Here is a 12,548-nt window from a genome sequence, read left to right as displayed (position 1 = left end):
TGCAAATGCGTGGCGTTAGCGGGGGGATTCTGTTGCCCGGCACGCGCGTATAAAAAAGGTCCCGGATTCTGTTGCCCGGCTCCGGGGGGCCGCTGTAACCTTTCTGTTGCCCGGCCGGTTCGGCCGCGTTCTTTTAGTGTAAATTCAGACCGTGAGGCCCAAAATTACGCTGCGAGAGCAAGTGCTGAGTTATCGTTTGCACCTATTGGTTATGAACCATTTCACGGCTTATTCATGCCGGGCAAAAACAATGCTTTTCAACGCACGTCGATCCTAGTTCAGCCCCTCCAAGACCTCTGACAAACAGAGATTTTGGTGGAGCTGCCGGGTACCGCCCCCGGGTCCGCTGCACCTATTGCACATCGCAATTTATCACCATAGCCGGGCGAACCCGGCAACGACACATATAGGCGCTTTTTCGTGAATGGGAAGTGAAGGCGGTCACAGACCCTGCATATTTCGGCTTTCCGCCGGAACATGGACAAGCAACCCGTCAAGTTCGGGCGTCAGGATGATTTGGCACGACAGGCGGCTCGTGCGTCGTGCGCCACTAGCGAGATCAAGCATATCTTCCTCATCCTCAACCGCGCGGGGGAGCCTGTCGAACCAATCCTTATCAATGATCACATGGCAGGTGGAACACGCCATTTGGCCTTCGCAGGTGCCCTCAAGCGGCTGTCCGGCGGCTTGCGCGAGATCAAGCAAGCTCTGGCCGTCAACCGCTTGCACCTCCCGCGATTCGCCGTCGGCATTGATGAACGTGACTGTGATCATAACATCGCCTCTGCTGCTCGGTTGATAGCCTCGGCTGCAATATCAATCTCTGCAGCCGTCGTATAGCGGCCAAAGCCCAAGCGGATGGAAGATTTTGCCTGTGCGTCAGTCAGACCGATCGCGCGTAACACATGGCTTGGCCGACCGGACCCGCTTGCACATGCGCTGCCGGCGGAAAATGCGATGTTTCGGCATTCCGAGATCAGCCGTCCCGCGTCAATACCTTCGCGGCGGATGTTGAGGTTACCTTTATAGCGCTCATTCGTCGCGCCATTGATGGTCCAGTCTGCGAACGCTGCCAAAGCGCGGTCCCACAGGGCGGAGACATGCTCCGCATCTGTTTCCATCCTTTCTGCCGCCAATTTTGCAGCAGCGCCAAAGCCAGCACATAAAGCAGGTGAGAGCGTGCCAGAGCGCATGCCTTGCTCTTGCCCCCCGCCCAGCATTTGTGGGGCCAGTGAAACGCCATCGCGCACCCACAAAGCGCCGATGCCCTTTGGTCCGTATATTTTATGCGCGGAAATCGCGATCATGTCCGGGCCGTCTGGAATAGGCATACGGCCAAATGCTTGCACGGCATCGCATAGGAACAGCTTATTTTGAGCGTGGGCGGCGGCGGCGAGATCGGCAATAGGTTGAATGGTTCCAATTTCGTTGTTGATAAGCATGATGGCGAGCAATTCCTCCCCATCGACTTGCGATGGGGAGGGGGACCGCTCGACAAGGTCGAGCGGTGGAGGGGAACTGGATACAACCTGTCCCAATATTGAAGAAGCCCCTCCGTCAGTTGCAAGGCAACTGCCACCTCCCCATCGCAAGTCGATGGGGAGGATATTACCACCCAAATGCTTTACGCAATCCAGAACCGCCGCATGCTCAGTCGCAGCGGCGCTGACCGGCAGACCAGTTCCCATAATCGCCAAATTTATTGCTTCTGTCGCGCCTGAGGTAAAGATAACGCGCCCGCCGGGCGGCAACAAAGCCGCGATCCGATCGCGGGCGACCTCAACCGCCGCTGCCGCTGCTCTGCCCGCTGCATGCATGCTATGCGGGTTCGCAAATCCGGTCTTTAGCCAAGGCTCCATTGCCGAAAAGGCTTCGGGCGCGAGCGGCGTCGTGGCTTGATAGTCTAGATATATCATGCGGCTTTTGCGCGGGCGGCAATGTTGCGCCAAACATCGATGAAACGGGTGATGTCAACGTCATTCGTGGCAGCGCCAAAGCTGACGCGGATGACTTCGGACGCGGATCTATCATCCCATCCCATCGCACCCAGCACATGGCTGGTTTTCAGCGTCCCCGACGAGCAGGCGCTGCCCGCAGAAACTGCGATCCCCGCCATATCGAAATTGATAAGCTGGCTCGATGCGGCAACGCCTGGCATATGGTAACTGCCGATGGTTGCTAACCGGTTGCTTTCCGATGCAATGACAACGCCGCCAGATTCGACAACCGCGACCTCCAATGTTTTGCGGAGGCGCACCGCGTTTTCCATCCACAAAAACCCCGCCTCAAGCGCCGCTGCAAATCCGATCGCCGCAGGCAAATTCTCCGTCCCGCGTCGGTAGCCTTGCTCTTGACCACCCGTCGGTGACAATAATCCAAGATTGCGCACGAGCAATGCACCCATGCCCGGCGGTCCGCCCAATTTATGCGCCGAGACCGCAATCATATCCGCATCGGGGAGCGGCAGTTTTCCAGCGCTCTGGGAACAATCGGCGAAGAATATGCCGCCAACGGCCCGCACAGCGCCCGCAATCTCCTTTATGGGCTGGATGACGCCAGTTTCATTGTTCACGGATTGAACGGCAAATCGGGCGTTGCCAATAATCGCACCGACATCGACCTGCCCATCATCCCCTACCGGCAAACGGTTCGGCCCAGCCACCGCCAGCACCGCATCATGCTCCACCGCACTCGCCACCGCGGTTGTGCCCCGAAGCCCAAGTGCAATCGCTTCGCTGGCTCCGCTCGTCAGGATGACTTCTCCATCCCAATCCAGCGCGGCTGCAATCCGCCTGCGTGCGTCCTCTAGCGCAAAGCGGGCTGCCCTGCCCTCTTGATGCGGCGATGACGGATTGGCCCAGTGCACCATGGCTTCGGCCATCGCCGCACGCGCCGCCGGAATGACGGGCGTCGTGGCGGCATGATCAAGATAGATGCGGCTTTGGTCGGGCATAATTTCCATGACAGTTGCGAAAATCGTCACTGCTTCTATATACCGCTTCCAACTCATGCAAAGCCCGATCCGTCGGGCACCGCTCGGCACACATTCTTAGAATCGAAATTTTATATGCCCGCCATTGCTATTCCAGGTCCAGAAGGCCGCCTTGAAGCCCGTTTTTCGCCGCCGCCGCGCCCACGAGCTCCGATTGCAATGATATTGCACCCGCATCCGCAAGCGGGCGGGACAATGAACGATCGCATCACGCAACAGCTTTACAAAACCTTTGTGGCGCGCGGTTTTGGCGTCTTACGATTCAACTTTCGCGGCGTTGGCCGAAGCGAAGGCGAATTTGACAATGGTATCGGTGAATTGTCTGATGCCGCGTCTGCGCTCGATTGGGTCCAAAGCTTCCACCCCGAAGCTTCCACCACATGGATCGCCGGTTTCAGCTTTGGCGCGTGGATCGGAATGCAGCTTTTGATGCGTCGCCCGGAAATCCGTGGCTTCATCTCGGTCGCGCCTCCAGCCAACATGTATGATTTCAGCTTTCTGGCGCCCTGCCCTTCATCGGGTATCATCATTCAAGGCGTGAATGATGAAGTTGTGACGCCGAACGCGGTGCAAAAGCTCGTCGACAAGCTCCGCACCCAGCGGCACATCACCATTCATCATGACGAAATTCCCCGCGCAAACCATTTCTTCGAAAATGAAATGGACATGCTGATGGCGTCGGTGAACAGCTATCTCGATTTCCGGTTGGACCCTAATTCGCCCATTAAGTGATTTTTTCACGCAGAGGCGCAGAGCACGCGGAGGCTTTCCCGCTGTCATTCTGAACTTGTTATCATCCGTCACCCTGAACTTGGTTCAGGGTCTTACTTCTGTGGTCGCCAATTATTAAGATTCTGAAACAAGTTCAGAATCACATCAGCTTTTGCAATCTCCGCGCCCTCTGCGCCCCTGCGTGAACAAGTCAGGGCCGATCAACCGCCCCAGTGACCAAAGACTGCCCCTTTTCATCCGGCACCACCCAAATCGCCACATTAGCAAATATTACTAAAACCGCCGCGACCATCAGCCACATTTGCTGGCTAGCGCCCTCCTGCCGCCAGCGTTTCCACGCGCCATAAAGCAGCAGAAAAGCAGACAGCATAGCGATGGACAATAAGGCATTAAGCATAATCGTATCCATAAAGACGGTGGATAAGCTTCGCAATCGGGGAAATTCAGCATGGCCTTTTGCGCCGTGGTCCCATAGGGCAGGCGAAGTTCGACTCAAGCTGCTACAGGATGTGCCATGCGTATCGCCATCGCCTCAGATCATGCTGCTCTCGCGCTGAAATCAGCGCTAGCTGAATATCTGCGCGCTGCCGGACATGATGTTGCCGACCTTGGCCCCCATGATGAAGCTTCAGTGGACTATCCCGATTACGGATACAGGCTTGCAAGCGCGATAGCCGACGGTTCGGCGGAACGCGGTGTGGCTTTATGCGGGTCCGGCATTGGCATTTCCATCGCCGTAAACCGCAATCCTACCGCGCGCGCTGCGCTGGTGTCTGAACCACTTTCGGCACGCCTGTCGCGCGAACATAATGACGCAAATGTCATTGCCATGGGCGCGCGCCTGATCGGTATCGAAATGGCGAAGGCCTGTGTTGATGCATTTCTCTCAACCGAATTTGGTGGCGACCGGCACCAACGGCGCGTTGATAAATTATCCAACCCCATCATGACTAAGGAACCAGCATGAGCACGCGCCCCGCACACGATCTTTCCGATGTTCAGCCCGACGGCTTTTTCACACGCGGCTTGGCCGAAACCGATGCTGAAGTGTTTGCCGGCCTTACCCATGAACTGGACCGCGAGCAGAACCAGATTGAGCTGATTGCGTCCGAAAACATTGTGTCGAAAGCTGTGCTTGAGGCGCAGGGGTCCGTCTTCACTAACAAATATGCTGAGGGCTATCCCGGCAAGCGTTATTATCAGGGTTGTGCGCCCTCGGACGAAGTTGAAACATTAGCCATTGAACGCGCCAAGAAGCTTTTCAATGCTGGCTTTGCCAACGTCCAACCGCATTCCGGCGCGCAGGCCAATGGCGCGGTCATGCTGGCGCTGGTAAAACCGGGCGAGACGATATTGGGTATGAGCCTTGATGCAGGGGGCCATTTAACGCACGGCGCAAAGGCCGCCATGTCCGGCAAATGGTTCAACGCGGTGCAGTTTGGCGTGAATCCAGAAACCCATCTTATTGACTTCGACGAGGTCGAGCGGCTTGCCAAGGAACATCGTCCGAAAATCATTATTGCCGGTGGTTCTGCGTATCCGCGTATTATTGATTTCGCACGCTTCCGCGCTATTGCTGACGAAGTCGGCGCGATCTTCCATGTTGATATGGCGCACTTTGCCGGCCTTGTTGCTGGCGGCGTTCATCCCAACCCGCTCGAGCATGCGCATGTCGTAACCAACACCACGCATAAAACGCTCCGTGGACCGCGTGGCGGCATGATCATGACCAATGATGAGGCTATCGCCAAGAAGATCAACTCTGCGGTATTCCCGGGCCTGCAAGGCGGTCCATTGATGCATGTTATTGCCGCCAAGGCTGTGGCCTTTGGTGAGGCGCTTCGCCCCGATTTCAAAACTTATGCCGCAGCGACAATCGCCAATGCGAAGGTTCTGGCCGCAACACTGCATGAACGCGGCGCAAACTTGGTTTCCGGCGGCACCGATACGCATTTGGCGTTGGTTGACCTGACCCCGCTCGGCATCACCGGACGCGATGCTGACGAGGCGTTGGAGCGCGCGGCTATTACCTGCAACAAAAACGGCATTCCAAACGATCCGCTGCCGCCGATGAAAACCAGCGGTATTCGCGTTGGGTCGCCTGCCGGAACGACACGCGGCTTTGGCGTCGCTGAATTCCGGGAGATCGGCCACATGATCTCTGACGTGCTTGAAGGTTTGCGTCAAAAGGGCGAGCACGGCGATGCGGCGGTCGAGGCCGAGGTCCGACTGCGTGTCCGCGAATTGTGCAGCCGCTTCCCAATTTACTCATCTTGAATTACACAGGTGCCTTACCCATCTAATACACAGAAGGGAATTGACCATGGGATTTTGTAACGAATGTGATGCGGCATATGGCGACGGCGCTAAGTTTTGTGCCAATTGCGGTGCCAAAACGCCTGAACAACGGGCCGCCGAAAGCATACCCAATCAGGCACGGCATTACGTCGGTGAGGCTGCGGACGAATTGTGGGGCGCGACCAAGGATGCGTTCCACACCGGCAAGCATTTAGCGGATCAAGATACCGTCAAGAAAGTTGCGGGTGGTGCCGCCATCGGCGCTGCAGCCGGTATCATTGCCCCAATCGGACTGGCAACAGGCGCATTGATTGGTGCAGCTATTGTTGCCTACCGCCACGTAAACAAGAAAAAGAATCAGGAAAAATAATTGCGCTGCCCATTTTGCGGACATGACGATAGCCAGGTAAAGGACAGCCGTCCGACTGAAGACAACAGCGCGACCCGCCGTCGGCGGCAGTGCGAGGGTTGCGGTGGGCGCTTCACAACCTTTGAGCGCATTCAGTTGCGTGAGTTGGTGGTGATCAAAAGCGAAGGCAAGCGCGAGCCGTTCGACAGAGAGAAGCTGGAACGATCGCTGTCGGTCGCATGCCGAAAGCGCCCGGTGGACAGTACGCAAATCGAAAAGCTTGCCTCTGCTATCCAGCGGCAACTTGAAACCTTGGGTGAAAGCGAAATCGAAACCAAACGCATTGGTGAATTCGTCATGGATGGGTTGAAGGCGCTTGATAGCGTTGCCTATATTCGTTTCGCGTCAGTGTATAAGGACTTTAGCGAAGCCAAGGATTTTGAGGATTTCGCCGGAAGCGTGGTTGAAGCGGCGCTGAAATGAGCGCGCCGCCCATCATCATTCTTTGCCGTCCGCAATTGGGCGAGAATATTGGCAAGGCTGCAAGGGCTATGCTCAACTTTGGCCTAACCGAAATGCGTCTTGTCGCCCCACGCGACGGATGGCCAAACCCCAATGCAGGTCCAGCGGCATCCGGCGCGGACATTGTGTTAGCGAATGCCCAAGTTTTTCCAACACTATGGGAGGCAACCGCAGACATTGCGCATGTCTATGCCACAACGGTGCGCAAGCGCGGCGTGACGAAGCCGGTTATAACCCCCGAAGCGGCCGCCCGAGAGGTATTGGGCAACATAGGGCGAAGCGCGATATTGTTCGGGGCCGAACGATCAGGCCTGGAAAGCGACGAAGTCAATGTTGCCCGCGCCATCATTACAGTGCCGATTAATCCTGAATTTGGTTCGCTGAACTTGGCACAAGCGGTTATCCTGTGCGCGTATGAATGGTCAAAAACGCAAACGCTCGCGAGCCCACCCAAAACGGATTTAGAGCCACCTGCGACGCAGTTCGAATTGGATGGCCTTATTGCACAATTGGACGCCATGCTGGAGCCGCTGAATTATTTCACGCCCATTGACCGCGCGCCAGTCACCCGCCGCACATTGCGCAATTTGCTGACGAAGCCTGCATGGAATGCACTTGAGGTCAGGACGTTGCGCGGCGTGCTCACAACGTTGAATAGACGGCGACCGCCCGAAGGTTGAGTTTTTCGCTCTTTAGCCCACCGCTGGCCAGACTATCGGACGCGATTGGCATCCCATTTATCGAGTTCGTAAGCGATAGAAGCTTCAACCAAACGCTCCCACAGGTCAGCAACCAACTCGACGGGAATATCCGAGCCATTTGCCGCGTCATGGACGTTTTTGAGAACTTGCAGCTTGCGCGCTTCGTCACGCACGGCGTTGCGTTCTGTTTTAATCCGGGCGGCGGCATCCATATACGCAAAGCGAACAGCCAGAAGCTCGACCAATTGCGCATCAACCGAATCAACACCCGCACGCACTTCGGACATATCATTGCACTTGGCGGGTTCAATTGGGCTGACTGTTCTACTCATGGCAGCGCCTTTACGGTTCAGCCCCCGTAAAGTCGAGCCAGATGTTGACATAACGCCCATCAACGGCCATAGGCGCCGCTTCGCAATCGACCCTGCACTCCGGTGAAGCAGGTGTCCGGCACATTTCAAATGTGTCGCGCGGGACCGGAAACAACGTTGTTAGCAATTGGAGACTGAATATGTCGATGCGCAAAAGCTCGAAGTATAAACTTGACCGCCGGATGGGTGAAAACATCTGGGGCCGTCCAAAATCCCCTGTAAATAAGCGCGAATATGGCCCAGGCCAGCATGGTCAGCGCCGTAAAGGCAAGCTGTCTGATTATGGCATCCAGCTGCGCGCCAAGCAGAAGCTTAAGGGCTATTATGGCGATGTGACGGAAAAGCAGTTTAAGCGCGCCTATCAAGAAGCCAGCAACATGAAGGGCGATACGTCGCAGAACCTTATCGGTCTGCTGGAGCGTCGTTTGGACATGGTCGTATACCGCTCCAAGTTCGCACCAACTATTTTTGCTGCACGCCAGATCGTCAGCCATGGCCATATCCGCGTCAATGGCGTGAAGTGCAACATCGCCAGCCGTCAGGTTGCCGTTGGCGACGTCATCAGCCTCGGGCCAAAAGCTAAGGAAATGGCGTTGGTTATCGAAGCCCAAGGCCTCGCCGAGCGTGACATTCCTGAATATGTTGCCGTTGATGGCAATGACAAGGTAACCTTCGCACGCGTCCCTACGCTTGATGAAGTGCCTTATCCTGTGAAGATGGAACCAAATCTGGTCGTCGAATTCTATTCGCGTTAATCTTCCACGCAAAGATTACAAAAAAGGCGGTCCATGTGGCCGCCTTTTTCATTTGAGCCGCACGAACGGGTCTGGCACAAGGCGCGCAATAATATTTCACTTTAGGAGATTTCCATGCGCCTGCTTTCCTTGGCCCTTGTTTCCGCGCTTGCCCTGACCAGCGCGTGCCAGAAGGCGGCATCGCCGGATGTCGCGGTATCAGCGCTGCCTGACGTAACGGTTCCTGCACTGTCGGAAAAGACAATGCAGGACGTCACCCGCGAATTGTCGCTTGATGCGTATGAAGGTCGTGCGCCTGGGTCTATTGGCGAAGAAAAGACAGTCGCCTATTTGATATCAAAGTTCAAAGCGGCAGGGCTCGAACCGGGAAATAATGGCAGTTGGACACAGGACGTCCCCCTGATCGAAATCACCGCGAAAAACGTTTCAGCCTTAAGGATTGCCGACCGGAACGGAAAGGCCATGTCTTTTGCCTATGGCAGTGACTATGTGATCGGCAGCTATCGCGAAGCCCCCAAAACCGACATCAAGCAAAGCGATATGGTTTTCGTCGGCCATGGCATTGTCGCCCCGGAAAAGGGATGGAACGATTATGCGGGCGTTGATGTGAAGGGCAAGACCGTCGTCGTGATGGTCAACGACCCCGATTTTGAAAACGACGGCCTTGATGGTCCCTTCGGCGGCAAAGCCATGACCTATTATGGCCGCTGGACTTACAAATATGAAGAAGCGGCGCGTCAGGGGGCCGCTGCCGTTTTGATCATCCACGACACCGCGCCAGCCGCTTATGGTTGGAATGTCGTCAATTCCAGTTGGACGGGGACGCAGTTCCTCGCACAATCCAAAGATGGCGGCAAAAGCCAAACTCAGGCCAATGGCTGGATTCAGAAATCCGTCGCCAAGGATATTTTCGCCGCAGCAGGCCAGAACCTGGAAAAGCAAATGGCTGCAGCAAAGCAAAAGGGGTTCAAGGCCGTGCCGTTGAACCTCACCGCCTCGCTGAACTTTGACAACGATATTGCGCGCAAAGCCAGCAAGAACGTTGTTGGCGTCATGAAAGGCACAAAACGGCCCGACGAATATGTGCTTTACACCGCGCATTGGGACCATCTGGGGCGCTGCACGGCCGCGGCGGATGGCGATGATATTTGCAACGGCGCCGTTGACAACGCCACGGGGACAGCCGCGCTGGTTGCGCTTGCGGAGGGCTATACCAAAGCTGGCGCACCAGACCGGTCGGTCGTGTTCCTTGCGGTCACTGCCGAAGAAAGCGGCCTGCTCGGCTCCAAATATTATGCCGAAAACCCTGTATTCCCGCTGTCTCAGACCGTTGGCGGCGTAAATATGGATGCGTTTTCGATGTCCGGCCCTGCCAAGAACCTGACCGTCATTGGCAAAGGCAAGTCGCAACTTGATGCCTATTTGGAAGCGGCGGCGAAATCGGAAGGTCGCACGCCCGAAATGGAGCCGACCCCAGAAAAAGGTTTCTATTATCGTTCCGACCATTTCAGCTTCGCCAAACTTGGCGTGCCGATGGTCTATTTTGAAGGTGGCGATGATCTGGTCAATGGCGGTAAAGCAGCGGCCCAAGCAGCAGCAGATGATTATGAAAAGAACCGTTATCACGCCCCCGGCGATGAATTTGACGAAAATTGGGACTGGTCCGGTGTCATGTCTGATCTGAAGCTTTATTACCGTGTTGGCCGGATGCTTGCGATGACCAATGCATGGCCAAACTGGAACGAAGGCGATGAATTCCGCGCCGTTCGCGACAAAAGCCGCAGCGGGAAATAACCCATGGCGTTTCGCATGCCCGCAGAATGGGCACCCCATGAATCTGTCTGGATCGGCTTTCCAAGTTCGACCGATGCTTGGGGTGAACCGCTGCATCGCGCCCAGTTGCAGATTGCCGCATTTGCCAACGCCGTCCTCGCATCAGGCGACGGGGAGGCTGTCCATGTGATCGCAGGTAGCGCCGAAGCCGCAATGATTGCCAAGGACCTTGTGGACAGCGGGGTTCATGTAGAACAGCAGCAAATAGGCGACATATGGCTACGCGACACGGGCTGTATTATCGTGAAGGACGGCGATCTGCGTATCGCCCGCCATTTTGGCTTTAATGGCTGGGGGGACCGTTTCGATTATCCCGGCGACAAAAGCATTGGATATGACCTCGCTATTGCTGCGGGATTTGACGTCACGAAGGCGGATTGGATTTTGGAAGGCGGCTCCATCGATGTGGACGGTGATGGCTTGGCAGCGACCACGGTCGATTGCTTGTTGAACCCGAACCGTAACCCTTCGCTTGATAAGGAGGCGATTGAATCGCGGCTGCGCGATGACCTTGGGATCGAACGCCTGCTATGGCTGGGCGACGGATTGGCGAATGATCACACCGATGGGCATATCGACAATCTCGCTCGCTTTGTGGGTGCGAACCATATCCTCATTCCGCAAGGCGCAGGGTCCGATGACCCCAATGAAGCCGTTTTTGCAGATGCCCGGAAACGCGCGGAAGCATTTGGGTGCCGGGTCAGCCTCATGCCTTCGGTCGGGCGCTTCTTGCAGGATGGAGAAGCCGTTCCGGCAAGCTACATGAATTTCTACATCGGCAATGCCGCAATTGTCGTGCCGATCTATGGCGTGCGCAGTGACGATGCAGCTATTGCCGTTTTGGCGTCATTGTTCCCCGACCGAAAGGTTGTCGGTGTCATGGCGGACGCAGTATTGACAGGCGGCGGCAGCTTTCATTGCTCCAGCCAACAAGTGCCGACATAACTCTATTGGAATTTTAAGCGCACATACCCATATCCGGAGCACGCAACCAAGAAGAGGATTTCCCATGAAAAAAGCTTTTCTATTCGCCCTCGCCGCCGCCACTTTGGCCGTTCCAGCAATTGCCGACCATCATGGTGCCAAGAAGGCCGACCATGACAAAATGCATAAGGCGCATCAGGAACGGTTAGCCAAGATACTTGTCGACCCCGCCCGTGCCAATGATGCAAAGCGCGACCAGTATCGTCATCCTGCCGAGACTTTTGAATTCTTTCGTATTCATCCCGATCATGTCGTTGGTGAATATGCCCCTGGCGGGGCATGGGTGTCGCGGATTCTTGGCCGTTACGTGAACGAAAATGGCAAATATACTGGCCTGTATTTCGGAACAAAAACATATTTCAGCGACCAGCAAAAGCAGGGCATAGCTGCGGCAGTTACCAAATTCCCGTCGGATGTAGCGGCGGTGTCCGGCCGTCCGGCAACCGACTTCAACGCATTTTCCCTCAGCGAAATTCCGGAAGGTGCCAAGGGCAGCTTTGATCGAATTTTGGTGATGCGGATGATGCACAATATGATCAACTGGAACATCGCGGACTCGGAAATAAAGGCGATGCGCGATCTGTTGAAGCCAGACGGCCTACTGGGCATTGAGCAACACCGTGCGAAAGCGGACGCGCCTTACAGCTACACCAATGGCAGTAAGGGCTATATGCGCGAAGCCGACATCATCAACTTCATGGAAATCCATGGTTTTGAACTTGCCGCCAAGAGCGAAGTGAACGCCAACCCTAAGGACAGTGCAAACTGGCCCGATGGCGTGTGGACATTACCGCCCGCGCTGCGTTTGAAGGATGTTGATCGCGCAAAATATGAAGCGATTGGCGAAACAGACCGGATGACATTGTTGTTCAAAAAGCGGGACTGATGATTTTGTAGCGGCAGCGACGCAAATGCGTGTCGCTGCCGCCCATTTGCTAAGTGTAGCGTCAAATATTGTCCAAAAACAAAACATGCAAAATATGCGCTCTGACGACAATGGTGATTGCGGCG

The 12,548-nt window shown here is 55.7% G+C and carries 15 protein-coding genes and 1 other RNA gene; 10 read left to right on the top strand and 6 right to left on the bottom strand.

The genetic code is table 11. The features are described 5' to 3' along the window. Positions 1 to 91 precede the first annotated feature (91 nt). The 4 genes from ssrA to Q0O07_RS05170 all read right to left on the bottom strand — a co-directional run bounded on the left by ssrA (position 92) and on the right by Q0O07_RS05170 (position 2,953). Positions 92 to 435: a transfer-messenger RNA gene (gene ssrA, locus Q0O07_RS05185) on the bottom strand. A 6-nt stretch (positions 436 to 441) separates the two neighbouring features. Next, on the bottom strand, positions 442 to 774 hold the full coding sequence (locus Q0O07_RS05180) for a 2Fe-2S iron-sulfur cluster-binding protein (protein ID WP_295491211.1): 333 nt from the start codon (positions 772 to 774) through the stop codon (positions 442 to 444). Further along, positions 771 to 1,916, bottom strand: a complete 1,146-nt coding sequence (locus Q0O07_RS05175; RefSeq protein WP_295491210.1) for an aminotransferase class V-fold PLP-dependent enzyme — start codon at positions 1,914 to 1,916, stop codon at positions 771 to 773. Before Q0O07_RS05175 ends, Q0O07_RS05180 begins: the two co-directional genes overlap by 4 nt. Then, positions 1,913 to 2,953, bottom strand: coding sequence for an aminotransferase class V-fold PLP-dependent enzyme (locus tag Q0O07_RS05170; RefSeq protein WP_295491359.1), 1,041 nt, complete (start codon positions 2,951 to 2,953; stop codon positions 1,913 to 1,915). Before Q0O07_RS05170 ends, Q0O07_RS05175 begins: the two co-directional genes overlap by 4 nt. Before the next feature lie 114 nt (positions 2,954 to 3,067). Here Q0O07_RS05170 and Q0O07_RS05165 point away from each other — a divergent pair, with 114 nt between their 5' ends. After that, the gene (locus tag Q0O07_RS05165; protein ID WP_295491208.1) at positions 3,068 to 3,724 is read left to right on the top strand and encodes an alpha/beta hydrolase; all 657 of its coding nucleotides are present in this window, start codon (positions 3,068 to 3,070) and stop codon (positions 3,722 to 3,724) included. A 190-nt stretch (positions 3,725 to 3,914) separates the two neighbouring features. On the opposite strand, the gene Q0O07_RS05160 is transcribed toward Q0O07_RS05165, so the two are convergent. Continuing rightward, on the bottom strand, positions 3,915 to 4,121 hold the full coding sequence (locus tag Q0O07_RS05160) for a hypothetical protein (RefSeq protein ID WP_295491206.1): 207 nt from the start codon (positions 4,119 to 4,121) through the stop codon (positions 3,915 to 3,917). 117 nt (positions 4,122 to 4,238) lie between these two features. On the opposite strand from Q0O07_RS05160, the gene rpiB reads away from it, so the two are divergent. From rpiB to Q0O07_RS05135, 5 genes are read left to right on the top strand one after another with little or no spacing between them, the layout of a single operon-like run. Further along, on the top strand, positions 4,239 to 4,691 hold the full coding sequence (gene rpiB, locus Q0O07_RS05155; protein WP_295491205.1) for a ribose 5-phosphate isomerase B: 453 nt from the start codon (positions 4,239 to 4,241) through the stop codon (positions 4,689 to 4,691). Continuing rightward, complete coding sequence (gene glyA / locus Q0O07_RS05150) at positions 4,688 to 6,001, top strand: serine hydroxymethyltransferase (RefSeq protein WP_295491202.1); 1,314 nt, start codon at positions 4,688 to 4,690, stop codon at positions 5,999 to 6,001. Before rpiB ends, glyA begins: the two co-directional genes overlap by 4 nt. 46 nt (positions 6,002 to 6,047) lie before the next feature. Then, on the top strand, positions 6,048 to 6,392 hold the full coding sequence (locus Q0O07_RS05145) for a zinc ribbon domain-containing protein (RefSeq protein WP_295491201.1): 345 nt from the start codon (positions 6,048 to 6,050) through the stop codon (positions 6,390 to 6,392). After that, entirely contained in the window at positions 6,393 to 6,854 is a 462-nt protein-coding gene (gene nrdR / locus Q0O07_RS05140) for a transcriptional regulator NrdR (protein WP_295491199.1), read from the top strand. It begins immediately after the preceding gene. Then, complete coding sequence (locus Q0O07_RS05135; protein WP_295491197.1) at positions 6,851 to 7,573, top strand: RNA methyltransferase; 723 nt, start codon at positions 6,851 to 6,853, stop codon at positions 7,571 to 7,573. Before nrdR ends, Q0O07_RS05135 begins: the two co-directional genes overlap by 4 nt. A gap of 32 nt (positions 7,574 to 7,605) precedes the next feature. Here the strand turns inward: Q0O07_RS05135 and Q0O07_RS05130 are convergent, their stop codons facing one another. Beyond that, positions 7,606 to 7,926 carry a chorismate mutase gene (locus tag Q0O07_RS05130; protein ID WP_295491196.1) on the bottom strand — a complete coding sequence of 107 codons (321 nt, stop codon included), beginning with the start codon at positions 7,924 to 7,926 and terminating at the stop codon, positions 7,606 to 7,608. A 179-nt stretch (positions 7,927 to 8,105) separates the two neighbouring features. On the opposite strand from Q0O07_RS05130, the gene rpsD reads away from it, so the two are divergent. The 4 genes from rpsD to Q0O07_RS05110 all read left to right on the top strand — a co-directional run bounded on the left by rpsD (position 8,106) and on the right by Q0O07_RS05110 (position 12,423). Continuing rightward, positions 8,106 to 8,720 carry a 30S ribosomal protein S4 gene (gene rpsD, locus Q0O07_RS05125; RefSeq protein WP_295491195.1) on the top strand — a complete coding sequence of 205 codons (615 nt, stop codon included), beginning with the start codon at positions 8,106 to 8,108 and terminating at the stop codon, positions 8,718 to 8,720. Between the two features lie 114 nt (positions 8,721 to 8,834). Next, entirely contained in the window at positions 8,835 to 10,514 is a 1,680-nt protein-coding gene (locus Q0O07_RS05120; protein ID WP_295491192.1) for a M28 family metallopeptidase, read from the top strand. A 3-nt stretch (positions 10,515 to 10,517) separates the two neighbouring features. Then, complete coding sequence (locus Q0O07_RS05115) at positions 10,518 to 11,498, top strand: agmatine deiminase family protein (RefSeq protein WP_295491191.1); 981 nt, start codon at positions 10,518 to 10,520, stop codon at positions 11,496 to 11,498. Between the two features lie 64 nt (positions 11,499 to 11,562). Next, positions 11,563 to 12,423: a methyltransferase gene (locus Q0O07_RS05110; RefSeq protein ID WP_295491189.1), complete on the top strand. Its 861-nt coding sequence runs from the start codon at positions 11,563 to 11,565 to the stop codon at positions 12,421 to 12,423. Positions 12,424 to 12,548: the final 125 nt, after the last annotated feature.

The organism is Sphingorhabdus sp. EL138 (assembly GCF_945890115.1).
Classification (GTDB): Bacteria; Pseudomonadota; Alphaproteobacteria; order Sphingomonadales; family Sphingomonadaceae; genus Sphingorhabdus_B.
This window is presented reverse-complemented; position numbering and strand designations above follow the sequence as displayed.